Consider the following 25,798-nt stretch of genomic DNA (forward strand, 5'->3'; position numbering starts at 1 on the left):
CAAGCACTCGCCTCAGGCTCGATCCGGATAGTCCGAATAGCCTTGCGCGCCTTGGGTATAAAGGGTCTTGCGGTCGAAACCGGCCAGTGGCAGGCCGGCGCGCAGGCGCTCGACCAGGTCCGGGTTGCCGATAAAATGCCGAGCGAACGACACGGCGGCGCCCTGCCCGCCTTCAAGTGCAGCGGTGGCTGAGGGCCCGTCGAATCCGTCGTTGAGAATCAGCGCGCTGGTGCTATGCCGACGGGCCAGGTCAAAGGCATCCAGCTGCGCCAGCGGCGAACGCATGATGTGCAGGTAGGCCAGGCCAAGCGGTTCGATCTGGCGACACAGGGCTTGCGCGGTGCCGGCCGGGTCAGCGTCGCTGATGTCGTTGTACGGGTTGCCCGGGCACATCCGCAGTCCCACGCGTCCAGGTCCGATGGCGCTGGCCATGGCCGCCAGCACCTCGGCCGCAAAGCGCACACGGTTCTCGACCGTGCCGCCATAACCATCGCTGCGCCGGTTGCTGCTCGACGCCATGAATTGCATGGGCAGGTAGCCGCTGGTGCAGTGCAGCTCGACCCCCTCGAAGCCCGCTTCGCGGGCATTCAGGGCGGCGCGCCGGTATTGCTCGATCACCACAGCGATCGCTTCCAGGCTCAGTGCCTCGGGCTCATCGGTATCGACCAGACCGGCGCCGTCACTGAACACCCCGTCACTGAACAACTGCGTGCGCGCGCGGATGGCCGAAGGCGCGACGGTGCGCGCCCCGATCGGTTTGTTTTGCCAGCAGGCGACACGACCCACATGCATCAACTGCAACACCATCCGCCCACCGGCGTCGTTCACCGCGCGGGTCACCTGGCGCCATCCCTCGATCTGCGCGCTGTCATAGATGGCCGGCGTGCGGCAATAACCCAGGCCATCGGCCGAAGGTGCCGTGCCTTCGGCAATGATCAACCCGGCACTGGCGCGCTGGCGGTAGTAATCGATCATTTCTGCCGTCGGCACCGCGTGCACGCTGGCGCGGCTGCGGGTCATTGGCGCCATGACGATACGGTTGCTCAGCTCCAGCTCGCCCAGGCGCAGGGGTTCAAACAAAATGCTCATCGCAAATCCTCAGCGCACACGAATCTTCGGTGCCGCAGCACCGCGTCGCAGGGTGGCTAGAAAGTGTTCCAGGGGCGCAGCCGGAGCGACGTCTGGCAGTTGGTCCTTGTCCGGGCGCCTGGCCCAGAACTCGGCCCAGGACGGGAACAGGTCATGGAAGGTGCCGGCATAGGGTTCACGACCCGGCCAGCGCATTTTTCGCTCACCGATGGGCGGCTTGTTGAGGTCGCTGGCGTACCAGTAGCACGGCAGTCGGCGGCGGAAATACCAACGGCCAGCGATGCGCTGGTAGTCATCCCAATAGAGCATTTGCATGGTCACCCACTCAGGGCCCGTCTCATGCTCATTCTTGGAATACACCACGCCCACGGCGTTATCGGCATCGAGCAGTTCGATGATGTGCTGGCCCAGGTGATGGGACGTGCCGCTGAACTGGTCGCGCAACGTGGAATCGACCCACGCCTTGAGGTGCGCACGGCCGGTCTTCTCGCGACCCACGCGGATGTCTTCGGCAAACAGGTTGACGTGGGCGTCGAGGTCGCGCATGTCCAGCGACAGCGAGTACTTGGCCGCCAGTTGACGTATTTCTTCAATCGACTCAAGCCGATCGATACGGGCCAGCAAGGTGTTGGGCTCCATGCTCATCACTCCAGCACCGTGTAGAGTTCCGAGCTGCGCCCGCCATCCACCGGCACGCACGCGCCGGTGATATAGGACGCCTCGTCACTGGCCAGAAACAAGATCGCGTTGGCCACTTCCTGCGGCTGGCCGATGCGCCGCAGCGGAATCAACTTCTCGGTGTTGCCACGCGCCTTTTCGTCCGACAGCATGCCGGCCGTTGCCGGGGTTTCGATGACGCCGGGGATCACCACATTGCAGCGGATCTTGTTGGCGGCCCCTTCACTGGCGGCCGCGCGACTGAAGTTGATCACCGCCGCCTTGGCCGCCGAATAGCCGGCCATCCAGGGCGTACCGAACAGTCCGCAGATGGAGGCGATGTTGACGATGGCACCGCCGCCCTGGGCTTTCATCAGCGCCATGGCCGTGCGCGTGCCCCAGAAGGTGCCGTCCACGGTGGTGCTGAAGTTGGCGTGCCAATCGGCGGTTGTGGTGCTGTCGATGGCGCCCCAGGTGTAGGCCATGGCGTTGTTGACGAGGATATCCAGGCGTCCGTGAAGGCGCGCCGCCGCTTCGATCGCGCCGACGAAAGCCTGCTCGTCACTGACGTCGGCGACGCTCCAGTGCGCCTGCCCGCCAGCGTCGCGAATGGCACTCGCCACCGCTTCCAGTGGCGCCTGGTTACGCCCGCAGAGCACCACGGTGGCGCCCTCCTCGGCGAAGCGCCGGGCGGTGGCCGCACCGATGCCGGAACCGGCACCGGTAATGAAAGCGATCTTGCCTTGCAGTCGTCTGCTCATTCCCTGCTCCCGGTTCAAATGAAGGCCATGCCGCCGTTGACGGCGAGGTTCTGCCCGGTGATGAAGCTGGCGTCTTCGCTGGCCAGAAACACCACGACACGGGCAATCTCATCGGTTTCGCCCATACGCCCCAAGGGGATGGCCTTGAGCATGCTCTGCATCCAGTCATCGGGTATGCCAGCCATCATCGGTGTGTTGGTCGGGCCGGGTACCAGGGTGTTGACGCGGATACCGCTGGCCGCCAACTCCCGTGCCATACTGCGGGTCAGGCCCATTACCCCGGCCTTGGCTGCGCAGTAATGGCTTGGGCCTTCACCGGTCATCGCCGCCGTGCTGGAAATATTGATGACGGCGCCGCGGCTGCCGTGCTTTTGCATCAGGCGCACACCTTCACGGCTGCACAGGAAAGTGCCCGTGAGATTGACGCCAATGACCCGCTGCCAATGTTCGTCAGGGGTGTCGACAAAGCTGTCGACCGAGCCGACGCCGGCGTTATTGACCAGGATGTCGAGACCGCCAAAACGGCCCTCGATGACTTCCATGGCCGCTGCCACCGAGGCACTGTCGGCGACGTTGCAAGCCAAGGCCAGCGCCTGTTCGCCGAGGCCTTCGATGGTCTGCCGGGCTGCCTGCAGGTTGATGTCGGCCGCCACCACCCGAGCGCCGGCCTGGGCAAAGCACTGGGCAATCGCCCGGCCCATACCTTGGCCGGCACCCGTGATCAGGGCCACTTTGTTCGCTAGCTTCATCGTTGTTCTCCCGCGCCTTGGCTACCCCGATCACCGGCACTGCCTGGCCTGATGATCGAGCACGGGATGAATCATTAACCCTGTTCAAAACCGCAACATCGTCCGATAAGACTACGCCGCGGCGGTTGCTCGACGGCCCGCATGCGAGTGGTCTGAATGGACGATGTGCCTGACCTTGATTCGGGCGACACTCCTGATCACTAGAACAAAACCGGGAGCACCCGTTGTGAACTCTTCCATCCGCGTCACCTGGCATACCCACTACGCACTGTTCGTGCTGGCCGTGATTTACATCTTCAACTACATCGATCGGCTGTTGATGGCGATCCTGATCGAGCCGGTCAAGGCCGAGTTCGGCATCTCCGACACCGGCATCGGCCTGCTCTCGGGCGTGACCTTCGCGGTGTTCTACACCCTGTTCGGATTCCCGCTGGGACGCCTCTCCGACCGCATCGGGCCCAAGCCCGTGATTGCCGCCTGCTGTATTGCCTGGAGTTTCATGACCATGGCCTGCGGCCTGGCCACCAGCTTCTGGCTGCTGGTCCTGGCGCGGATCGGCGTAGCGATCGGCGAAGCCGGTGGTACGGCGCCTTCGGTCGCGATGATTTCGCAGCTGTACCCGGCCAAAAACCGCTCGACGGCGCTGTCCATCCTCATGCTGGGTTCAAGCTTCGGCGCCATTTTCGGCCTCGGTTTTGGCGGCTGGATCGCCCAGCACTACGGCTGGCGTTCGGCGTTCGTGATCGTTGGCGTGCCAGGCATCGTGCTCGGCCTGTTGCTGTGCCTCACGGTCCGCGCGCCAGCCGTTGCAAGCCAGGCGCGGACCCAGGTCGAAGTGATCCAGGAAGGCTGGGCCAAAACCATGGCCAAGCTGATGGAAACCCCATCGTTCCTGTGGCTGGTGCTGACCGGCGCCTCCAGCGCCATTGCCGGTTATGCGATAGGCACCTGGAGCCCGAGCTTCCTGATCCGCTCTCACGGCTTGAACCTGCAGGACGCGGGCTTTCTGGTGGGTGTGGTTGGCGGCACTGGCGCCACGTTCGGCACCCTGGCCTGCGGCATCATTTCCGACCGCATGGCCCGCCGCGATGCCGGCTGGCAGATTGGCGTGCCGTTGCTCGCCACCCTGGTCAGCATTCCGTTCGGGCTGGCGTATTTCCTCTGGCCAACCGGCATCCTGTTTCATCTGGGCAGTACCCCGGTGCCCACCGCGTTCGTGTTCTATGCCGGCTTTGCCTTCTTCGGCACCTGGTGGGCGACTCCGTGCCTGGGCGCCGTGACCCATTTGTTCCCCGCTGCCCGCCTGGCCCAGGCCACGTCGATCTTCGTCATGGCCATGACCTTGCTGGGGGTTGGCGTCGGCCCATTGTTGATCGGGGTGCTCAGTGACCTGTTCGCACCGACCCTGGGCACCGAAGCCCTGCGCTACGCCCTGGCCTCGTCGATCTCGATGCTGATGCTGTCGACCGTCTTCCTGGGCCTGGCCCTGCCCCGCTACCGCGCTCAAATATTGCGGTCGGCACCGCCGATGACCGCCCCTGAAACTGCAGTAACCGCCTGATGAATGGAGATTTGAAGATGTCAGAACAAGACCTACCCTTGCCCATTGGCCATTTCGTCACCCTCGACAGTGGCCTGCGCCTGCACTACCTGGATGAAGGCAGCGGCCCTGTCGTGGTCTGGTTGCACGGCAGTGGGCCAGGCGCCAGTGGCTACAGCAACTTCAAGGGCAATTACCCCGACTTCGTTGCCGCCGGCTTTCGCAACCTGGTGATCGACCTGCCCGGCTTCGGCCGTTCGGACAAACCCGACAACGTCCAGTACAACCTGGACTTCTTCGTCAATGCGGTGTCCGGCCTGCTCAAGGCCCTTGAGATACAAAGCTGCACCCTGCTGGGCAATTCCCTGGGCGGTGCCATCGCCATCGGCCTGGGCCTGGCGGAACCGAAACTGCTCGAAAAGCTGATCCTGATGGCACCCGGCGGTGTCGAGGAACGGGAAACCTACTTCGCCAAGATCGGCATCCAGCGCATGGTCGAACTGTTCAATGCAGGCCCGCTCGATATCGACAAGATGCGCCAGATCATGAGCCTGCAACTGTTCGACGCCTCGCAGCTGCCCGACAGCCTGCTGGCCGAGCGCGTCGCGGTCGCCCGACACCAGCCGCACTGCCTGTTCTCGACCATGATGGTGCCAAACATGACCGAGCGCCTTGAAGAGCTGCGCGTCCCCATTCTTGGCTTCTGGGGCACCAACGACAACTTCAACCCGGTCGGCGGCGCCATGAAAGTGCTCGACAACGCCCCGGACGCCCGCTTTATTGTGCTCAATCGTTGCGGACATTGGGTTCAGGTGGAGCACCGCGAGCTGTTCAACCGTTCCTGCCTCGAGTTCCTGCGCCAAGCCTGAGTATCCTGCGACAGCGGCAGCCTTGCCGCTGTCGCTCGAACGGGCCTTCACTAAGGGCTGACATGACAATGACAAAATTTCCCCACTTGCTCGCCCCCGGCAACATTGGTCCCCTCCAACTGCGTAACCGCATCATCATGGCGCCCATGGGCTCCAACTTTGCCGAAGCTGATGGACACTGTGGCGAACGTATCCAGGCCTACTATGAAGCGCGTGCCGAGGGTGGTGCCGGGCTGTTGATCATGGGCGTGTGCGCCATCGCCTTTCCCGCCGGCACCGCCGAACCGTACCAGGTCGGGGTTTCCTCCGATGAGTTCATTCCGGGCCTGAGCCGCCTGGCCGAGCGCGTGCACAAGCACGGTGCGAAGATCGCCATGCAACTGCAGCACGCCGGCAAGAACGCCATACGCGACATGGCTGCGGGCCGTCCGTTGTGGGTGCCGTCGATTCCACCGGCCAGCAGCTCGGACATGATGCAAGCCTTGACTCCAGAGGAGCTTGCCTCGTTTGTCAGCGCCGTGCGCGGTCGCAAAGGCGGGATAGAGATGCGGGTGATGGACCAGGACGACATCGCACAGATGGTCGAATGGTTTGCCGCCGCCGCCGAACGGGCGCAACGCGCCGGTTTCGATGGCGTGGAGATCCACGCCGCGCACAACTACATCATCGCAGGCTTTCTGTCGGCGTATTACAACCGCCGTGACGATGCGTACGGGGGTTCGCTGGAAAATCGTGCGCGCCTGCTGCTTGAAGTGTTGGCCGCCGTGCGCGCTCGGGTGGGTGCAGGCTTTGGCGTCTGGCTGCGCCTGGACGCCGAAGAGATGCTCACCCCCGGCGGCATCACCCTCGACGATGCCAAGGCGGTAGCGCGCCTGGCTGAAGTTGCTGGCGCCGATGCGGTCAGCGTCTCAGCCTATGCCGCGACCACCAGTGGCGTGGCGTTTACCGAGGCGCCGCTGGTACAAAAGCCTGGCGCGTTTCTCGAGTGGACAGCTGCCATCAAGCAGTGTGTGAGCATTCCAGTGATTGCCGTCGGGCGTATCGAGCCCGAAACCGGCGAAACGGCCATTGCCGCTGAGCAGTGCGATTTCATCGCCATGGGTCGTAAACTGCTGGCCGATCCGCAGCTGCCGAACAAGCTGGTATCCGGTCAGCTGCAGGCTATTCGCCCGTGCATTTATTGCTACGTGTGCGTCAGCCAGATCTTTATCAATGAGCGGGTCAAATGCGCGGTCAACCCACAAACCGGGCATGAAGCCGAGCGAATCATCGGTCCGGTGGCCACCGCGCAGCATGTGGCGGTGATCGGTGGTGGCCCGGCGGGCCTTGAAGCGGCGCGCGTGGCGGCCTTGCGCGGACATCGGGTGACGCTGTTCGAACGCAGTGACCGCTTGGGTGGCACGCTGTTCTTTGCCGCCCTGGCCTACCCCGAGAACGGCCGTCTGCTGGACAACTTGCTGTACCAGGTACAGCAATTACCCATTGATGTGCATTTGCAGACCTGTGTGGACGCGGCCTTGCTGCGTGACCTGGGCGTCGATCAGGTGATTGTCGCCACCGGCGCTCAACGTGCGGCCCCGGACATCCCCGGGGCCGATCAGAACCACGTGTGGAGCGGCGATGAACTGCGCCGCCTGATGACCGGTGACCGCGCCGAAGACATCGCCAAGCGCAAGCTATCGCTGACGCAGCGTACCTTGATGAAGGCCGGCAACCTGATCGGTGTCACCAATAGCACCGAGGCCATGCAAAAGTTGTCGCGGGTGTGGATGCCCTTGGGCAAGCGCGTGACCATTATCGGTGGTGGGCTGGTGGGGCTGGAACTGGCGGAGTTCCTGATCGCCCGCGGGCGTCAGGTCTGTGTGCTGGAAAGCACCGGCCACCTGGGCCGGGAACTGGCTATCGTGCGCCGCTGGCGTGTGCTGCATGGCATCCGCGTGCATGGCGGTCAGCTGCTGACCGGCGTGACGGTGACCGCCATCGAGGGCAATCGCGTGCGCTATCAAACGGCCGAAGGTGAAGCCGCAGAGGTACACGGTGACTCGGTGGTGCTGGCCAGCGGCGCAACGCCTGACACCACCCTGGGTGATGCGCTGGGCAGCGCCGGCTTCAAGGTCGTCAGTATTGGTGACTGCCAGAACGTGGGTTACATCGAAGGCGCCATCGCAACCGGCAACCGCGCCGGACGAGAAGCCTGAAACCCCAACTGTAGGAGCGAGCAGGCTCGCGATGGTCGTCAACGATAACGTGCCCTGTCTGGATGATCGCGTTGTCCGGACGTTCATCGCGAGCATGCTCGCTCCTACAATTTGATCGCAGACAAGCCTGCAATCAGGTCGGCTATAAGGCCGCCTCGCTTTTGCTGTTGCTTTGGCTTTTGATTTTCTTGCCCCCTCACACCCTGAGCCTGTCCGTCAACCTGTGACGTCCGCCATCGAAGCCTCTACCAACGTTGATCCCTGCCGCGTCGAAGCTTGTTGTGGGAGATTTTCCTGAGTACATATCCGTTGCTGCGGTCACGGCTACCTAGGGTTCCGCTTTTACAGCGGGTCACTTTGAAAAGCGCAAAGTAACCAAACGCTCTTGCTCCACCACTCGGTGCCTCGCTTAGGCTCGGCATGCCCTCACTCCGGCATTGCTCCGTGGGTCGCCGCGATGGGCCATCCCTGGCCCAGCGCGGCTAAACCGGCGTCCTGCCGGTTTCCCCACTGCGCAATGCCTGCGTTCGGCCAGCGTGGTTAACGGGGCACCCAGATCCAAAGCCAAAGCGAGGCGGCCTTATAGCCGACCTGACTTTTGCAGATACCCCAATCTCCTGTAGGAGCCAGCGGTGCGGCGATCCGACTTGCCGGCGAAGAACGATAACGCGGTACAACAGACACACCGCAGCGCCTGGTTCGCCGGCAAGCCTGGCTCCTACAAGAGGAACGCGTACGGCTGCCGATCAGGTCGGCTGTCAGGCCGCCTCGCTTTTGCGTTTGATCTTGATCTGGCTTTTGATTTTCTTGCCCCATCGAGAGGCCGAGTGGAGGTTCTGCGCAGTGGGTAAACCGGCATGGATGCCGGTTTAGCCGCGCTGGGCCAAGGATGGCCCATCGCGGCGGGCCCACGGAGCAGGACCGGAGCGAGGGTATGCCGAGCCTAAGCGAGGCACCGAACGCCAGGGGCAAGAGCCCTTGGTTACTTGGGGCTTTTCCAAGTGACTCGCCGTAAGGGCGAAACCCTAAGTGGCCGTTACCGCAGCAACGGATATACACCCATTCCAAATATGCACCTGGAGCCCTCCAACCTAAAGTGAGCAGTACTACGACTGTAGGAGCGAGCCTGCCTCGCGATGGACGTCAACGATAACGCGCACTGTCTGAATGGTCGCGGTGTCTAGACGTTTTTCGTCGGAACGCCGCCCGGAGCAGCCTCGCTCCCACAATGGACCTCGAACAGCCCTGCAATGAGGTCGCTCAAGCAAAAAAAAAACCCAGATTTTCACCTGGGTTTTTTTACCTTCACATGATCAGTGCCGTTAGCGCCCCATCGCTCGTGCCGCATCCGCGGTGTACATGTCCGGGGTGAACTTGGCTTCGTTGAGAATCGGCCCCTTCTTGGACTCGTTGGTCATGGCGTAGCCGGTGTACTGCCCTGAGTTCAGGTCCATGAAGAACTGCGAACCGGCCTGCCAGGCGCTCATGTCCGGGTGGTAGTAGTAGTTGATCATCGCATGCTTCCACAGTGCACCACGGCTGTCGTAGTTGTCCGAAACCACCGAGTTCCAGGTGTCTTCGTCAATAAACAGCACACGCTTGCCGTAGACATGGCGGTAGCCCTCTTTCAACTTGGCCTCGAGCACCCAGACACGGCGCAGCTCATAGCGCATGTAGTCGGGGTTGGGGTGGTTGGGGGTGAGGATGTCGGCGTACTTGACGGCACCGGTGTTCGGCTTGAAAGCGTTGGCCGGCACGTAGACTTCACGCTTGCCGATCAGCGTCCAGTTGAAACGCTCGGGCGAGCCGTTGTAAAGACGGTCTTCGTCGACAGTCATGGTGCCGTTGGTACCGATCATGGGCTGATCGTAACCGTAGCCAGGCAACTGCCGTACACGCCGGGTGGATGGGCTGTAGCTCCAGGCCTGACGCGGGTTGGTGAGGAAGTTGTAGGGTTCCTGGGAAATACTCACCACACCGTTGTCGCGCGCCGGTTTGAGCGTGGTGTTCCAGCTCATGGCCTGTATCGCGCCTTCAGTCTTGGGCTCGACTGTCGGCGAGTTGGCTTGCGAGAGATTTCGCGCATGGGCACGACCCCAGCCGATGCTGCCGTTAGGCAGGACTGACGCCAGGTCGCTGACCTTTTCTTCGGTGTAGGCACGCGCCGGCAGCTGGTGGTTCCACAGCAGCTCCATGCCGTTTTTCGGGATCGGGAACGGTATCTGGCCGATCCCTTCGATGCCCATGCCGTCGTCGACCAGCTTGGCGTTCAAGGCGTTTTTCATCGCCCGTTCGCAAACATAGTCCGGGTAACGGAAGTCACGATGACCTGGGTAGATGTTCATCTTGTAGGTGGTTGGGTAGCGCTTGAGCAGGGCCTTCTGACCTTCGGTCAAATGGCTTTCGTACTGGCTCATATTCTGCGCGGTGATCACCAGGATCGGCTTTTCGGAAGCGTAGGGGTCGACCGGCTGGCTGCCGGAAAACTTCACGTGATTCCAGCCTGGCACCTCGCCGAGGTACTTGCCGGTGTAGGGCGGGATGGTGCCTTCGGCGTTGCCGGCTTTCTCGGCACCGACACAGGTCAGTTCCTTGCCGAGTTTGGCAGCCTCTTGCGGCGATACTTGCGCAAGTACGTGGCCTTGCAGGCCGACATTGACGGCCACTGCAGCTACGAACATCACGCCTTTTGTTGTTATTTTCATCGATTGGCTCCTTCGCAGACCAGGACTACTGGGGTACTCCATTGTTCCTGATCTGCTGGGGAGAACATCGTCCGGAAAGACTAATCAGTCAGGCACTGACCAATAATTCACGGATCTGTGCCTTGATCAATTTGCCCGATGCATTACGTGGCAGCGGCTCCTGAAAACCATGCACCTCGGCCGGTACCTTGTAGGCGGCAAGGCGCTGGCCGATAAAGGCACACACCTGCGCCTGGGTCGGTGCCGGATCAAGTTCGCTGCGCAATACCAGCACCAGGCGCTCACCCAACTCCTCATCGGCCACCGCAAAGGCGGCCGCTTCAACGACCCCGGGCATTTCGCAGATACAGGACTCCACTTCACTGGCGGATATCTTCTCCCCCGCACGGTTGATCAGGTCCTTCGCCCGGTCGGTGATGTAGAGGAAGCCCTCGTCATCCAGCAGGCCGATGTCACCGGTGTCCAGCCAGCCGTCCTGCAACGTCTGGGCACTGGCTTCTGGCAAGCGCCAGTAGGCGCTCATCAGCGTTGGCGAACGCAGCCAGATCAGGCCGCTTTGCCCTGCTGGCAGCGGCGAATACGGGTTGAGACCGATGCACACATCAACGATCGGCAGCGGCCAGCCCACCGAATCGGGTTTGTACACGAACTGGTCGCCACCCACCGCCGCTCCGATGCCGTTGCTCTCGGTCAGGCCGTAACCACTGCCGCCAATCGCCTTGGGCTTGCGCTTGCTGATCTGCGCCAGGAGGCGGCTCGGCGCCAGCGCCCCGCCCAGGCCAAGGCCGTAGAGGCTGTCGCTGTCGGTGCTGTCAAAGCGTGGCGAGCCGAGCAATTGCTGCATCATCACCGGTGCACCGTTGAACTGGGTACAGCGCTCGTCGCGAATCAGGTCAAAGGCCTTGTCGACGTCCCACTTGTACATCAGCAACAAGCGTCGTCCGCTGCGCAGGGCCAGCAGAAACTGCGCGTGCAGGCCGCTGACATGGAACAGCGGCACCGCCATCAGGTTGGTCGGCGCCAGGCCGCTATCGATCACCGCCTGGATGCGCTCGGGCGAACTTACAGCGCAGAACGCTGACTGGAACTCCAGGGCCGTCAGCGCCTGGCAAATGGCGCGGTGGCTTGACAGCACACCCTTGGCCCGACTGGTGGTACCGGAGGTATAGAGAATCAGCGCCGGGTCATCGGGGTCGATGGTGATGGCCGGCAACGCCAGCACCGGGCCCTGGATCAATGCCTCAAAACGCTGGCAGTTGGGCGCCAGCGCTTGCCCTTCCTGCACACCGACCACGATGCTGACCAGTCCCTCGTTGAGCATGTCGCCCGCCAGCAGTTGCAGGCGCTGCTGGTCACACACCAGCACCTGGGCGCCACTGTCCTGCAGGCCATGGAACAGCTCGTCACGCAAGCCCCAACTGTTCAGGGGCACACACACACCGCCGCACCGTTGCACCGCAACAAAGGCCACCAGCCAGGCCGGCTGGTTACGCATGGCGATAGCCACCCGATCGCCCTGTTTTACCGCAAAACGTTGGGACAGTTGTGCGGCCAGCCGATCGACCTGGTCGAAAAACCCGGCGAATGTCAGCCGCTCCTGCTCCCACACCAGAAACTCACGGTCACCGTGCACGCGACCTGCATCGATGGCATCGAGCAGGTTGGGGGGTGCATGGCGAAAATACCGCAGGTTACCGTTGGGCGAAGTCACCACCTCGTACGGCGATCCCGGGCCGATCAACTGCTGCCAGGCGTTGCGCCACTGTTCCAGCTTCATGTTTTCACTTCTCCAAAGACTCGAAAGCGGCGTAGCGCGCACACTGGAAATCACTGTCGCCCAGACACGCCTGGACCACGCGAATCCGCTTGAGGTAAAGGCCCACATCCAGTTCGTCGGTGACACCGATACCGCCGTGCATCTGCACCGCTTCATTGCTGATCCGGGCAGCGGCTTCGCCCGCTTTCCATTTGCCCAGGCTCACCAGGCGCCCACGTTCAGCCGCGCTCAAGGCGCTGTCGTCGAGCGCTGACAACGCCGCCATCACGGCGCTACGGGCCAGTTGCAGTTCCACGTGCAAGCGCGCCGCACGATGCTGCAAGGCCTGGAACGAGCCGATCAAGGCATCAAACTGCACGCGGGTCTTGAGGTAATCCAGGGTCAGGGCGAACAACTGCTCGGCGGCGCCAAGCAACTCCGCAGCCAGGCACGCACGCCCCCGATCCAGCGCTTCATCCAGGGCTGGCCACGCTGCCCCCACGGTACCGAGCAAGGTTTCGCTGCCCAGTTGCACCGCACTGAAACGCAGCTGCGCGTAATTGCGCGAGTCGATCAGCGACAGGGCACTGACCTGCAGCCCCGGCGTGTCTGCCGGCACCAGGAACACGCTGATGCCCTGCTCTTCACCCGCCTGGCCGTCGGTTCGTGCAGCGACCAGGTAGGCATCGACACCCAGGCCATCGATCACGAAGAACTTCTCGCCGTCCAGACGATAGCCACCGGACTCGGCGGTCGCCGTCAGCGCCGTGTGCACAGGCCCATGGCGCGGTTTTTCATCCAGGGCCAGGGCCAGGCGCCGTTCGCCGCTGATCAACGCCGTCAGCCACTGATCCTGCTGCACCGCAGAGCCTGCCAGATGAATCAGCGAGCCACCGAGCACCACACTGGACAACAGCGGTGAGGCCGACAGGTTTCTACCCATGGCCTCGAAAATCGGCCCCAGGCCCATGCATCCAAAATTCAGTCCACCCAGCGCCTCGGGAAACGGTATCGCGCTCCAGCCCAAGCCAACTGTCTCCTGCCACAGTTGCGGGTCGTAACCGGGTTCGCAGGCCTCGTCTCGCAGGCGCCGCTGCGCCGCTACCGGGCTGCGCGCCGCCAGGAACTCGCGAGCACTGTCCGCCAACAGGCGTTGCTCTTCGCTATACACCAGACTCATGGTCACACTCCCCTTAAACACTCGGCAGGTTCAAGACCCGCTTGGCGATGACATTCAACTGCACTTCCGACGAACCGCCAGAGATGGTCAGGGCAAAGCTGTTGAGCCAGCCTCGGGTGACGGCCAGTTCCTCACTGCTGAACGGCTCGCCTTCAAGGCCCAACGCGCGGTAGCCGAGGGCATCGAGGAGGATCTCGAACTTGTCGCGCTCCTGCTCGGTATGCACCAGCTTCATGATCGCCATGATCGCGCTGGTGTCCAGGCCAGCCCTGGCCTCCTCGCCCATGCGCTGCACGGTGAGGTTGTAGGCATGTTCGTCCATTGCGCAGGCCTGGGCGCGGGCGCGCAGGGCCTGGTCAGCGGGCGACTGGCTGTCTGGCAGGTAACGTTCGATCAACGGCAGCAGATGAAAGTGTGTCGGCAGGCTGAATTCGCCAAACTTGGACATGGCCCTGCGCTCGTGCTGCAACAGGCTCTTGCCCAGGTTCCAGCCGCCGTTGAGCGGCCCGATCAACTGGCTCTGCGGGACCCGCACGTTGTCGAAGAACACCTGGCAAAATGCCGACTTGCCGCTGATCAGGTCAATCGGCGAGACGCTGACTCCCGGGCTTTTCATGTCCAGCACGATCAGGCTGATGCCCTGGTGCTTGGGCGCCTTGGGATCGGTGCGCACCAAGGCGTACATCCAGTCGGATTTGTCGCCGTAGGAGGTCCAGATCTTGGTGCCATTGACCACGAAGTCATCGCCATCGGCGATGGCCGAGGTTTTCAAACTGGCCAGGTCGGAACCGGCATTGGGCTCGGAAAAGCCCTGGCACCAGCGCACCTCACCGCGGCACATGGGTGGCAACAGCGCCTGCTTCTGCGCTTCGCTGCCGAACTCCAGCAAAACCGGACCGAGCATCCAGATACCCAGGTTGATTTGCGCCGGTCGACATTTGAGCCGACGCAGTTCGCTTTCCAGTACGGCGTTGTATTCGGCGCTCAGTCCACCACCGCCATACTCGCTGGGCCATTGCGGGCAGAACCAGCCTTTGTCGCGCATACGCTCGAACCAGAGGCGGGCGTCTTCATTGGGAAAGGCTACATGACGACCACCCCAGACCATCTCGCCCTCGGGAGTGGCGGTGCGCAGCGACGCTGGGCAATTGGCCTCCAGCCAGTCGCGCGTCGCTTGCCTGAATTGTTCGATTGCGCTCATTCGTTCACCTGAAAGGGACGTTATTGTTATTCGCATCAAGGGTACAGCCTGACTCAGCGCCTGGTGCGCGGCATCCCCAGGCCAAACTGGGCGATCAACTCGCGCTGGATTTCATTGGTGCCGCCGCCAAAGGTCAGGTTGACCGACGCCCGCACTTCATATTCCAGCTCGCCGAGCAGATAAGCTGCCGCAGAACCTGCCCGGGTCAGCCCGCTGGCACCGACAATGGCCGACAACTTGCGCAAGATCTCGATCGCCGACTCCGAGCCATAGACCTTGGTCGTGGAGGCCAGCGCGACGTCAACGCGATCGCGCTCAAGGTCGGCGGCGATGCGAAAGTTGATCAGGCGCATGGCTTCAAGCCTTGCATAACACTCGGCCAGGTCACGCCGTACCCAGGCATGATCGGTGGCGCGGTGGCCCTGCTCATCGGCACAACGCGCCCACAAGTAGACCCTGCTGAACAGGCTGACGACTTTGTCGGACCATGCTCCCAGCCCCAGGCGTTCGTGGTTGAGTTGCGCGGTGATGAGTTTCCATCCGCCGTGCAACTCGCCCACCAGCATGTTCCGCGGCACCCTTACGTTATCGTAATACGTGGCGGCCGTGGGGTTGCCGGAAGTCGGAATCAGGGTGCTGGAAAATCCTTCGGCCCGGGTATCGAGAATCAGGATCGAGATACCCTTGTGCCGCGCCTGCTCAGGGTCGGTACGCGCCGCCAGCCAGATGTAATCGGCCGAGTCGGCACCCGACGTCCAGAGTTTACTGCCATTGACCACAAAGCCGTCGGCATCTTCGCGGGCAGTGGTCTTGAGTACCGCCAGGTCACTGCCGGCACTGGCTTCGGAGTAACCAATGGCAAAGTTGATTTCGCCGGCGGCAATGCCGGGCAGGAATTTTTCCTTCTGCAGCGCCGAACCATGCGCCATCAGGGCCGGGCCGACCGTGCTGATGGTCACGAACGGCAACGGCGCGCCGGCAATGTTGGCTTCTTCGAAGAAGATCAACTGCTCGGTGGCCGCGTAGCCCTGGCCGCCGTAAGCCTTGGGCCAGCCGACGGCCAGCCAGCCATCACGGCCGATCTGGGCGATGGTGCGGCGAAACAGCTCGCCGCCTTCGGTGCCACGCATTTGCTGGCGGAGCTCGGGGGTCATCAGGTTCTGGAAATAGTCCCGGACCTTGAGCCTCAGAGCACGTTGTTCGGGGGTGAGATCGACGAACATGAGACGCTCCTTATACCGCGCCGAGAATCAGGCCGCTGGTAGGCACGCCGGTCCCGGCGGTCACCAGCACGTTTTCCACACTGTCCACCTGGTTGACCGCCGTGCCACGGACCTGTCGCACCGCTTCGGCGATACCGTTCATGCCGTGGATGTAGGCCTCGCCCAACTGCCCGCCATGGGTGTTGATCGGGAATTTTCCGCCACGGGCATGGTGCCCGGCGCGAATGAATTCCTTGGCCTCGCCGCGCTTGGCCAGGCCGAATTCTTCCAGTTGCGGCAACACGAAAGGCGTGAAGTGGTCGTAGATGACCGCCGTCTGCAAGTCTTGCGGGCCCAGGCGCGACTGGCTGTACAGCTCCCTGGCGACCACGCCCATCTCCGGCAGGCCGGTGATGTCGTCACGGTAGTAGGAGGTCATCACTTGCTGCCCGGCGGCGATGCCCTGGGCCCCGGCCTTGATGATCACCGGCTTTTGCGGCAGGTCGCGGGCGCGCTCCGCCGAGGTGATGACCATGGCCACCGCGCCATCGGACTCCTGGCAGCAGTCAAGCAAGTGCAGCGGCTCGCAGATCCAGCGCGAAGCCTGGTGCTCTTCGAGGGTAATCGGCTTGCCGTAGAAAAACGCCTGGGGGTTGGTGGCGGCGAAATCGCGTACCGCTACCGCGACCCGGCCGAAGTCCTCGGAGGTGGCGCCGTAGGTGTGCATGTAGCGCTGGGCAAACATCCCGACCCAGGCCGCCGGGGTGTGGAAGCCGTGGGGCATGTACCAGCCGTAATTGACGTTCTCGAAGGTCGGCGTCGAGGCAAAGCCGTAACTGCCGGTGCCGAAGCGGTACCAGGAGCGTTCGTTCATCGCCCGATAGACCACCACCACCTTGGCCACGCCTGTGGCCACCGCCATCGCCGCATGCATCACCGGCCCGCAGGCGGCGCCACCACCGTGGGGCACTTGGGAGAAGAACTTGACGTCCTTGCAGCCCAGCAGGCGGGCAATTTCATACTCCGGAACCTTGTCTACCGAATAGGAACTGAAGCCCTCGACCTCGGAGGGATCGATGCCGGCGTCCTTGAGCGCCGCCAGGGTCGCTTCCATGGCCAGGCGCAGTTCGGTGCGCCCGGAATTCTTGGAAAACTCGGTCGCGCCCAGCCCGACAATGGCGGCGCGCCCGGAAATCGACGAATTCGTCATCTGTGATGTCTCCCGCGAATTAGGGCAGAACCAGCGCGACCGTACCGGTCACGTGATTGCCCATGGAGTTTTTGCCCTTGAGGGTCACTTCCAGGGTGCGTGTAGCAGCATCCTGATGGGTCACTTCGCCGCTGAAGATCATGCTGTCACCGGGGTAGTTCGGCGCGCCCAGCTTGATTTTCAGCGAACGGAACTGCACCTGCGGGCCGCTCCACTGCTCGATGAAGCGTTGCACCAGGCCGTTGGTGGTCAGGATGTTCATGAAGATATGCGACGAACCCAGCGCACGAGCCGCCTCCAGGTCATGGTGGCCGGGAAAGTAGTCGCGGGTGGCAATCGCACCGCCGGCAATCAGGCCGACCGTGATCGGAATCGTCAGCTCGGGCAGTTGTTCGCCGGTGTGCACGTCTTCAAAGCGCTTGGTGTTCATCGAGGTCATATTTCCATCCCAAGGTGTCGTTATCGCTCAGCCAGTCGCCAAGGCGTTCCAGGATCACCGACGATCCTCCCAATGCACTGCTCAGCGCCCGGCTCCAATACAGGAACCGGTGGATCGGGTACGTCAGGTCGACGCCGATACCGCCGTGCACATGCTGTGCGGTGTGCCCGATGCGGTGCCCGGCCTCGCAGGCCAGGTAAGCCGTGGCCAGGGCCTCGGCAGGTGCCGGCAGGCCGGCGTCCAGGCGGTAGCACAGTTGCCACAGCGCACTGCGCAGCACCTCAAGGTGCACATGGGTGTCGGCCATACTCATCTGCACGGCCTGGAAGCTGCCGATGCTGCGGTCGAACTGCTCACGCTCGCTGACATAAGCCACGGTGCGATGCACCTGCTCGGCGCTGACGCCCAGCTGCAACGCCGCCAGGGCGGCAATCGAGCGCGGTGCCAGCCAGTCCAGCGCGGCCTCGGGCAGCACTTGATGCTTGCCCAGGGTGACGCCTTCGAAGTTCAGGTCGGCCAGGGCTTCGCCGTGGGTCATGACCCCTGCCACGCTGCTGATGCCCGCCTGGCCCAGGTCTACCAGCACCAGCCGTGGCTGCCCTGAGACAAGGGCCAGCACCAGCGCCGCCACCGATTGTTCGGCCAGGGCCAGCGCCGCGACCCGCCCGTCCAGCCGCCAGCCGTCAGCCTCGGCGCTGGCCTGAAGTTCAATGCCGCGCACGTTGCTCAGGCCATCGAGGCTCAGGGTCAGCAACCCCGTAGCTGTCACGGCCTGTTCAACCCAGGGCGCCAGTGGCGCACCGCCGAATTCGGCCAGGGTGGCCGCCGCCAGCTGGTGACGCCACAGCGGCACTTGCGCCAAAGCGCCACCCTGGGCATCGAGGATCTGCATCAGCTCGGTCATGCCCAGCCCGCTGCCACCGGCCGCTTCGGGGATGGCCAAGGCATGCAGGCCGGTTTCCACACAACCGGACCACAGTTCATGCATGTAGGCTTGCCCCGACAGATCCCAGTCACGCAGGCGCTCGTCGGTGCAGTAGTCGCTCATCAGGCTGCCCGCCATTTCGGCAATGGCACGCTGGTCTTCATTGAGTTCAAAATCCATACCGCCCCCTACCCTGCCAACGGCCGGAACATCGGCAACGCCAGATCGTCGTCGAAGGTCTGGAATTCGACCTGCAAACGCTGGCCGATGCTGATGTCTTCACGCTTGACGCCCACCAGGCCGGCGATCAGGCGCACGCCTTCGTCCAGCTCGATCAGGCCGATCGGATTGGGATGATCAAATGGCGCCACTTGCGGGTAGTGCATCACCACAAAGGAATACAACCGCCCCTTGCCGCTGGCTTGCAGGGTGTCCCAGTCGAACGAGTGACACTCGATACACACCGGTGCCGGCGGATGCCGCAAGGTGGCGCACTGGGTGCAGCGCTGGATCAACAGCTGGCCTTGCTTGCAGCCTTCCCAGAAAAACCGCGTGTCGTCGCTCATGCCGGGGGTCGGCCGCTTGGCCACCACCGGTTCGACGCTCGCCTGGGGCTGCGCCTCGACCTTTTCCACGCTGGCCGGGCGGAACTTGAAGACCCGGAACAACAGCTCGCCGACCTTTTCGTCGCCAGCGGCCTGCTGCGAGAAGTAAGTCATGACCAGGGTGACAAAAAAGCCGGTGCCCAGGCCCGTGGTCTTTTCATCGCCGACCGACTCCAGGCGCGTGGTGTAGTAGAGCTTTTCACCCAGGCGCAGGTTGCGCTCGAAGGTCAGCTCGGAGTTCACCGCCACCACCGACGGATAGCCGTAGGCATCCATCAATCCAAGCACTTCATACGGGTTCTCGGTGGTCGAGCCCGGGGCGTAGTTGTTTATGTGGAAGCCTTCCATGCACCAGATCTGCAGCATGGGTGGCGGCGCGATAATCCCGTCGTTGCAGCTGCTGGCTGCCGTCAAGGGGTCGGTGTAGAGCGGATTTTCAAGGCCGATGACTTCGCACCACTGGCGAATCATCGGTGCGTTCACTTCGTCCCAGGCGTTCACGCGACCGTATTGGCGCCCAACCAGGGCGCGTACTTTGGATAGCAATTCTGGATCAGCCAAGTTCGTCTCCTGCGTGTTCAAAGCGGCGCCCGGTACTGCAACGCCGACGTGGGTCGATCAGTGCGGCGCGACCTGCGCCGCACTGAGATAAGCCGGGCGTTCACCGCCGCCATGTAGCAACAAATTGCATCCACTGGCGTAACCAGCCAGCCTGGACGCGATGTACAGACAGGCATTGCCGATATCCTCCGGCAGGGCCATGCGTCCTGCCGGGATACCGGCACTGACGGCGGCGATACCGGCTTCATCGCCGTAGTGCACGTGTGAAAGTTCGGTACGCACCAGCCCCGGGCTCACGGCCACAACCCGCACCTTGGGCGCCCATTCCGCTGCCAGCGATTGCACCAGCGCCAGTACCCCGGCCTTGGCCGCACCATAGGCCGCGGTGCCCGGCGAGGCGCGCAGCCCGCTGATGCTGCCGATAAAGACGATGCAACCGCCCTCGTCCTGGGTTTGCATCATCAGGTTGGCTTGCTGGGCGACGTTGAGCGGGGCAATCAGGTTGAGGCGGATGATCCCCTCATGAAACCGCGGCGAGGCGCTCGCGGCGTCGGCTGACGGGCTGCCACCGGCGTTGTTGATCAGCACGTCGAGGCGCCCGTAGTCGCTGCGGATAGTGTCGAACAGGCATTGCAGGGAGACCTGGTCTCGCACGTCGGCGGCGATGAAGTCCGCCCGTGCGCCCTCCACGCCTGGCAATTGTTCCGGCGCGTTGCGCCCACACACGATCACCCTGGCACCCGCGGCGAGAAAGCTACGGGCAATGCCCGCACCTATGCCTTTGGTTCCGCCGGTGACCAATACCACCTTGCCGTTGTAATCCAGCCCCGAGTGACCACTCATGGCACGCTCCTCATGCTTGTGTTGAGGATCACTCTAGGGACAAAGTCGCCCGGCCACGTCGTCTGAACGGACGATGAAGTGGCGCGCCGCGCTCGCAACAATCCGCCAAACGGCGCCCGCCCGCTGGTGCCCATGACCTGAGGTTGACCATGTCCGACTCACTGCCCGCGCCGGTACTGCTGGAGTACCCGACCCCCGGTGTCGCCCTGCTGCGGCTTAACCGCCCACACGCCACCAACGCCCTGAGCCTTGAGCTGCAGGCCCTGCTGTCGCAGTACTTCAGCGAGCTGGGGAATAATCCTGAGGTGCGCTGCATCCTGTTGACCGGAGGCGACAAGGTGTTCGCCGCCGGTGGCGATATCAACAGCCTGGCCGGGGTCGGCCCGATCGATATCTACCAGCGCCATACCGAGCGGGTCTGGGCACCCATCCAGCATTGCCCCAAGCCCGTGATAGCGGCCGTGTGCGGCTACGCCTATGGCGGTGGCTGCGAGCTGGCCATGCTCGCCGACATCATCGTGGCCGGGCGCAGCGCGCGGTTTTGCCAACCGGAGATCCGCATCGGCATCATGCCCGGCATTGGTGGCACCCAGCGCCTGGTACGCGCGGTAGGCAAGGCCAAGGCCATGCGCATGGCCCTGACCGGGCAGCCGATCACCGCCGAAGAAGCCTGGATCAGCGGCCTGGTCAGCGAGGTGGTGGATGACGATCAGGTAAAAACCCATGCCCTGAAACTGGCCCAGCTGATTGCTGCCATGCCGCCGCTGGCCGCCGAACAGATCAAGGAAGTCATACTCGCGGGCATGGATGCTCCGCTGGAGACCGGCCTCGCGCTGGAGCGCAAGGCCAATGCCTTGCTGTTCGCCTCGCGGGACCAGAAGGAAGGGATGCAGGCCTTTATCGAGAAAAGGCCTGCGCAGTTCGAAGGCCGCTAAGGGCAGGAGCGGGCCTGGCCCGCCACTGCTGCGCGCAACTCGCTCTTGACCACCTTGTTCGAGGCGTTCACCGGCAGCGCCTCGAAGAACCGCACCTGGCGCGGCACCTTGTAGTTGGCCATGCGCTCCCTCGCCCAGGCGATCAGCGATGGCTCGTCCAGTTCCCGGTCCTGGCGCAACACCACGCAGGCGCAGCCCACTTCTCCCATGCGCTCATCCGCCACCCCGATCACCGCCACCTGGGCGATGGCCGAGTGTTCGATCAGCCCCGCCTCGATTTCCGCCGGGTAACAGTTGAAACCGCCGACGATGAACATGTCCTTGAGCCGGTCGGTGATCTGCAGGTTACCCTCGGCATCCAGGTTGCCGATATCACCGGTGTGCAGCCAGCCGTCGGCATCGATGGCCTGGGCCGTGGCCTCGGGGTCGTTGAAGTAACCCTGCATCACGTGGAAACCGCGCAGGCAGATTTCCCCCGACTCACCCGCTGCCACCGGCAGGTTGTCAGCCGAACGGATGCACACTTCGGTGCCTTCGATCGCCCGCCCGCTGGTGGCGGCGACGATGTCGGCGGGATCATCCGGGTTGCAGATGGTCGCCAGGCCGCCACATTCGGTCAGGCCGTAGGCCGTGGTCACCACGGCGACTCCCAGTTCCTTGCGCATGCGTTCGATCAGTACCGGCGGGATGGTCGATGATCCGGTCACGGCTATGCGCAGGCTCGACAGGTCGGTCTCGGCCAGGTGCGGGTGCGCCAGCATCGACAGGTACAGCGTCGGTGGCCCCGGCAGTACGCTGATGCGCTCGGCGGCGATGCGCTGGAACACCGCTTCGGCGTCGAATACCGCATGGGGCAGGATGGTCGCGCCGGCCAGCAGACAGGTCAGCCAGCCGGCCTTGTAGCCAAAGGCATGGAAAAACGGGTTGATGATCAGGTAACGGTCACCGGGCTGCAGGCCAATCACCCTGACGTATTCGTTGTACGCGCGCAGGGTTTGCCCATGGGCGCTCATCACCCCCTTGGGTTTGCCCGTGGTGCCTGAGGTGAACAGCAAGTCCGACAAGTGCCGCGGACCGACCGCCACTGCACGCTGGCGGGCTTTCACCTCACTGACCGGCTCGCCCCTGGCGAGAAAACCGTCCCAGCCAAGGTCGGTGGCCAACCGCGGCTGCGCCGGCCCCATGACCACCAGTTGCTCCAGGCTGGCCGGGCGTAGCGGCGCCAGCATCGCCTGGTAGTCCAGGCCGAGAAACTCGCCCTGCATCAACAACACACGCGCCTGGCTGCGGGTCAGGATGTCGGCGGCCTCCGCACCTTTCATGCGGGTGTTGATCGGTACCAGTACCGCCCCTGCGCAATGCACACCCAGGGCTGCGATCACCCAATCGCGGCAGTTCGGTGCCCAGATCGCCACGCGGTCGCCCGCCTCGATTCCCAGTGCCATCAGGCTGCGGCAGACACCGAGCGCCAATGCCGGTAAATCACGGTAATCGGTGGCTATACCGTCTTGCTCGATGGCCGCCCGGCCGGCGAAGCGTTCGGCACTGGCGAACAGCAAGGCGGGAATCGACAAGGGCAACGGGTTCCAGGCAGTCAAGGTGCCCGGTAATGCGGAACATGCGGTCATAGTGACAAACTCGGCTATCGGGTTATTCGGGAAAGAGCACCCGCAGGTGCTCGCTGCGGGCCAGGGACTGGCACGCCAGCGTCCAGCCCTGGTCCATTTCCTGTTGATCAAGGGCATCGTTGCGCAGCATCTGCACTTCGCCACTTTCGACGGTACACATGCAGGTGGCACAGGAGCCCACCAGGCAGGAACTCGGCGGTTTCAGGCCCGCCCGGCGCATGGCATCGAGCAGGGTTTCGCCTTCGGCGCAAGGCACCTCGAATTCTTCACCGTCCAGGCGCACCGAAAGCTGGCTGGCCGGCTGGCTGGTATCGACGATGACCGGCGCCGTGACCGCGCCCTCTTCGGGCAGGGAAACGAAACGTTCGACATGGATCTGCGCGGTGGGCATATCCAGGCTCTGCAAGGCGCTGACGGCGGCATCCATGAACGGTCCGGGACCGCAGATAAACGCTTCGGCTCGCGCAAACGGCCGGGCCAGTTCCGCCAGCTGGCTCACCGCCGGAATGCCTTGCACCGAGTCGAGCCAGTGCACCACCTGCAAGCGCTGCGGGTGCGCACTGGCCAGGGCCTTGAGCGAGTCGCGAAAGATCACCGAGGCTTCGTCACGGTTGGCGTAGATCAGCAGGATCCGCCCGGAACCCGTCAACAGCGCCGAACGCAGGATCGACAGCAACGGGGTCACGCCGCTGCCGCCGCCGAACAACAGCAGGTCAGTGTCCAGCTGGCGCGGTACAAAGACCCCGGCCGGCACCAGCACCTGCAGGCTGTCACCCGCCTGCACGGCGTCGCACAGCCAGTTCGAGGCGCGCCCGTCGCGCACCCGCTTGATCGTGACGCGCAGCGGCTCATCGAGCAGCGGTGTGCTCGACAGCGAATAGCAGCGTGGCAGCCAGCCGCCCTGGTGCGGCACCCGCAGGGTCAGGAATTGCCCGGGGCGATAACGGAAACGTTGCGCCAGCGCCTCTGGCAGCTCGAACTCCAGGGAGCGGCTGTCGGCGGTCTCTTCAATCACGCGCGCCACGCGCACTGTCAGGTAGTCCAGGCTCATATCAATTGCTCGCTGGGTTCGACTTCGACGCGGGTCCCGGCAGTCGTCAGCGACCGCCCGGCACGCCGCCCGGAAAACACACAATCGGCCAGCGACAGGCCGCTGACGTAAAGGTGCGAAGGAATGCCGATGGCGGTGCGCCCGGCCGCGTACAGGCCGGGGATCGGCTGCCCCTGGTCGTCCACCACCGCGCCACTGGCTTCATCGACCTTGAGCCCGCCCAGGGTCAGCGCGCCCAAGGGAAAAACGGGGTTGCCGACCGAAATATCGCAGGCGTAGAACGGCCCCTGATCGAGCACCTGGCGGCTGTCGCGGGATTTGCCGAAGGCATCTTCGGCGTCACCCCGTGCGGCGGCGTTGTAGGCAAGCAAGGAGCCACGCAGCACATCGGCACGCATGCCCGTGACCTGCGCCAACTGCTCGATGCTCTGGCCCTTGCGCACCCCGCGCAGCATCAGCAACAGTGCCGGCAGGCTCTGGAACCACCAGTAACCGGCGAACAGCGCCTGCTTGATCGACTGGCCGCGCAAGCGCGCATCCAGCACCAGCCACGCCTTGCCACCCTGCTCTTCGCACAGGGGTTGGCCCAGCGTCGCCCCGTAGACTTCTTCGTTGACGAAACGCTGGCCGAGGGTATTGACCACAATGCCCTTGGGCCAGCACAGCGGCGGGTTGATGAAGCGCCAGGCCGAGACCCGCTGCAGTCGATCCCCCACCGCGCCGGCACTGAGCCCCAGGCGCAGGCCGCTGCCATCGCAGCCGGTCGCCCCGACCTTGAAGTTGCGACGAAACTTTGGCGCATGCTGGCTGATCAGCTCGCGGTTGAAGATGAACCCGCCGGTACTCAGCACCACCCCACGTCGGGCACGTACCAGCTGCGGACGGGCGAAATCACACTCCAGTTGATGCACGCGCTGGCGCAACTTGTCGCAGTACCGTGGGGCGAAGTTCTGCAGGCGCTCGGCCCGTGCGGCCCATCTGGCATGCAACTGCGCCTGTGCACTGCCGGCCGGCAGGCACCAGAGTTCGGCGCCCAACACCTGCCCCGTGGGGTCAATCACCAGGCGCCGGGCAGCCGCCTGGAGCTTGGGACGTACACCGTTGCGCAGGCAGGCAGCCTTGAGGTGCGAATACAGCACAGCGCCGCATTGGCCCTTGCCCACGGTGCGATGGCCGCGGGGAGCTGGTGGCAGCTCATCGCGGTGCGAAGGCACCAGCTCGTTGCCGGAGTAGTAGAGAAAGTGGCCGTCCGAGGGGTACGAAGTCTTGCCGCCCGGCGGCATGCTGTGGGCATAGGGCACGCCATGGCCTTCCAGCCAGGCCAGGTTGGCCACGCTGTCTTGGCAGAAGCGTTGCAAGGTGGCGTCAGTTACCACGCCCTGGGTCTCGTGCCGCAGGTAGGTGAACATCGCTTCGGGCGTGTCGGCGAAGCCTGCGGCCATTTGCTGCCGGGTGCCACCGCCAGCGTAGACGACACCGCCGCTCTTGGCGCTGGCACCACCGCCGGTAAAGCGATCGGCCACCAGCACATCGGCGCCGTTGGCCCGGGCTTCGAGGGCGGCGCAGGCACCGGCCGCCCCCCAGCCGATGACCAGCACGTCGCACTGGTCATCCCAGTGCACGGCGTCGACGTCGGCCACCTGCAAGGCCGGCTGGATCGGGGTACAGGTTGAGTTCACAGCGGCAGGCATGGC

Annotated in this window: 21 protein-coding genes; 4 read left to right on the top strand and 17 right to left on the bottom strand. The window is 63.7% G+C overall.

The window, feature by feature from the left end; genetic code table 11:
• Positions 1 to 12: 12 nt before the first annotated feature.
• The 4 genes from OH720_RS21945 to OH720_RS21960 are packed head-to-tail and all read right to left on the bottom strand — an operon-like array spanning position 13 to position 3,256.
• Positions 13 to 1,089, bottom strand: a complete 1,077-nt coding sequence (locus OH720_RS21945) for an alkene reductase (RefSeq protein ID WP_272602897.1) — start codon at positions 1,087 to 1,089, stop codon at positions 13 to 15.
• A gap of 9 nt (positions 1,090 to 1,098) precedes the next feature.
• Complete coding sequence (locus OH720_RS21950; RefSeq protein WP_272602898.1) at positions 1,099 to 1,728, bottom strand: nuclear transport factor 2 family protein; 630 nt, start codon at positions 1,726 to 1,728, stop codon at positions 1,099 to 1,101.
• Between the two features lie 5 nt (positions 1,729 to 1,733).
• Positions 1,734 to 2,507, bottom strand: a complete 774-nt coding sequence (locus OH720_RS21955) for an SDR family NAD(P)-dependent oxidoreductase (RefSeq protein WP_272602899.1) — start codon at positions 2,505 to 2,507, stop codon at positions 1,734 to 1,736.
• A 14-nt stretch (positions 2,508 to 2,521) separates the two neighbouring features.
• Complete coding sequence (locus tag OH720_RS21960) at positions 2,522 to 3,256, bottom strand: SDR family NAD(P)-dependent oxidoreductase (RefSeq protein WP_272602900.1); 735 nt, start codon at positions 3,254 to 3,256, stop codon at positions 2,522 to 2,524.
• A gap of 226 nt (positions 3,257 to 3,482) precedes the next feature.
• Here OH720_RS21960 and OH720_RS21965 point away from each other — a divergent pair, with 226 nt between their 5' ends.
• From OH720_RS21965 to OH720_RS21975, 3 genes are all read left to right on the top strand, one after another.
• Positions 3,483 to 4,817, top strand: a complete 1,335-nt coding sequence (locus OH720_RS21965) for a spinster family MFS transporter (protein WP_272602901.1) — start codon at positions 3,483 to 3,485, stop codon at positions 4,815 to 4,817.
• A gap of 17 nt (positions 4,818 to 4,834) precedes the next feature.
• Positions 4,835 to 5,665: an alpha/beta fold hydrolase gene (locus OH720_RS21970; protein WP_272602902.1), complete on the top strand. Its 831-nt coding sequence runs from the start codon at positions 4,835 to 4,837 to the stop codon at positions 5,663 to 5,665.
• A gap of 68 nt (positions 5,666 to 5,733) precedes the next feature.
• Positions 5,734 to 7,863, top strand: coding sequence for an oxidoreductase (locus OH720_RS21975; protein ID WP_272602903.1), 2,130 nt, complete (start codon positions 5,734 to 5,736; stop codon positions 7,861 to 7,863).
• A gap of 1,322 nt (positions 7,864 to 9,185) precedes the next feature.
• On the opposite strand, the gene OH720_RS21980 is transcribed toward OH720_RS21975, so the two are convergent.
• From OH720_RS21980 to OH720_RS22025, 10 genes are all read right to left on the bottom strand, one after another.
• Positions 9,186 to 10,568, bottom strand: coding sequence for a DUF1329 domain-containing protein (locus tag OH720_RS21980; RefSeq protein WP_272602904.1), 1,383 nt, complete (start codon positions 10,566 to 10,568; stop codon positions 9,186 to 9,188).
• An 88-nt stretch (positions 10,569 to 10,656) separates the two neighbouring features.
• The gene (locus OH720_RS21985; protein ID WP_272602905.1) at positions 10,657 to 12,345 is read right to left on the bottom strand and encodes a class I adenylate-forming enzyme family protein; all 1,689 of its coding nucleotides are present in this window, start codon (positions 12,343 to 12,345) and stop codon (positions 10,657 to 10,659) included.
• 4 nt (positions 12,346 to 12,349) lie between these two features.
• On the bottom strand, positions 12,350 to 13,504 hold the full coding sequence (locus OH720_RS21990) for an acyl-CoA dehydrogenase family protein (RefSeq protein ID WP_272602906.1): 1,155 nt from the start codon (positions 13,502 to 13,504) through the stop codon (positions 12,350 to 12,352).
• A gap of 13 nt (positions 13,505 to 13,517) precedes the next feature.
• Positions 13,518 to 14,705, bottom strand: coding sequence for an acyl-CoA dehydrogenase family protein (locus OH720_RS21995; protein ID WP_008062508.1), 1,188 nt, complete (start codon positions 14,703 to 14,705; stop codon positions 13,518 to 13,520).
• Positions 14,706 to 14,758: 53 nt separating this feature from the next.
• Entirely contained in the window at positions 14,759 to 15,928 is a 1,170-nt protein-coding gene (locus OH720_RS22000; RefSeq protein WP_272602907.1) for an acyl-CoA dehydrogenase family protein, read from the bottom strand.
• A gap of 10 nt (positions 15,929 to 15,938) precedes the next feature.
• Positions 15,939 to 17,117 (bottom strand): lipid-transfer protein, encoded by a 1,179-nt coding sequence (locus tag OH720_RS22005; protein WP_008062505.1) that lies wholly within the window; start codon positions 17,115 to 17,117, stop codon positions 15,939 to 15,941.
• Positions 17,118 to 17,136: 19 nt separating this feature from the next.
• Positions 17,137 to 17,556 carry a MaoC family dehydratase gene (locus OH720_RS22010; protein WP_008062504.1) on the bottom strand — a complete coding sequence of 140 codons (420 nt, stop codon included), beginning with the start codon at positions 17,554 to 17,556 and terminating at the stop codon, positions 17,137 to 17,139.
• Positions 17,528 to 18,661 (bottom strand): acyl-CoA dehydrogenase family protein, encoded by a 1,134-nt coding sequence (locus OH720_RS22015; RefSeq protein WP_272602908.1) that lies wholly within the window; start codon positions 18,659 to 18,661, stop codon positions 17,528 to 17,530. The genes OH720_RS22010 and OH720_RS22015 overlap by 29 nt, the downstream gene beginning before the upstream one ends.
• 8 nt (positions 18,662 to 18,669) lie before the next feature.
• Entirely contained in the window at positions 18,670 to 19,647 is a 978-nt protein-coding gene (locus OH720_RS22020; protein ID WP_272602909.1) for a bifunctional MaoC family dehydratase N-terminal/OB-fold nucleic acid binding domain-containing protein, read from the bottom strand.
• Positions 19,648 to 19,704: 57 nt separating this feature from the next.
• Positions 19,705 to 20,490, bottom strand: a complete 786-nt coding sequence (locus OH720_RS22025; RefSeq protein ID WP_008062500.1) for an SDR family oxidoreductase — start codon at positions 20,488 to 20,490, stop codon at positions 19,705 to 19,707.
• 149 nt (positions 20,491 to 20,639) lie between these two features.
• Here OH720_RS22025 and OH720_RS22030 point away from each other — a divergent pair, with 149 nt between their 5' ends.
• Positions 20,640 to 21,425, top strand: a complete 786-nt coding sequence (locus OH720_RS22030; protein WP_272602910.1) for an enoyl-CoA hydratase — start codon at positions 20,640 to 20,642, stop codon at positions 21,423 to 21,425.
• Here the strand turns inward: OH720_RS22030 and OH720_RS22035 are convergent.
• From OH720_RS22035 to OH720_RS22045, 3 genes are read right to left on the bottom strand one after another with little or no spacing between them, the layout of a single operon-like run.
• A complete protein-coding gene (locus OH720_RS22035; RefSeq protein WP_272602911.1) occupies positions 21,422 to 23,053 on the bottom strand; it encodes a FadD3 family acyl-CoA ligase in 1,632 nt (543 codons plus the stop codon). The genes OH720_RS22030 and OH720_RS22035 overlap by 4 nt on opposite strands.
• Before the next feature lie 22 nt (positions 23,054 to 23,075).
• The gene (locus OH720_RS22040; protein ID WP_272602912.1) at positions 23,076 to 24,104 is read right to left on the bottom strand and encodes a ferredoxin--NADP reductase; all 1,029 of its coding nucleotides are present in this window, start codon (positions 24,102 to 24,104) and stop codon (positions 23,076 to 23,078) included.
• Positions 24,101 to 25,795 (bottom strand): FAD-binding protein, encoded by a 1,695-nt coding sequence (locus OH720_RS22045; RefSeq protein WP_272602913.1) that lies wholly within the window; start codon positions 25,793 to 25,795, stop codon positions 24,101 to 24,103. The genes OH720_RS22040 and OH720_RS22045 overlap by 4 nt, the downstream gene beginning before the upstream one ends.
• Between the last annotated feature and the right edge of the window lie 3 nt (positions 25,796 to 25,798).

It is taken from the genome of Pseudomonas sp. WJP1 (assembly GCF_028471945.1).
Classification (GTDB): Bacteria; Pseudomonadota; Gammaproteobacteria; order Pseudomonadales; family Pseudomonadaceae; genus Aquipseudomonas.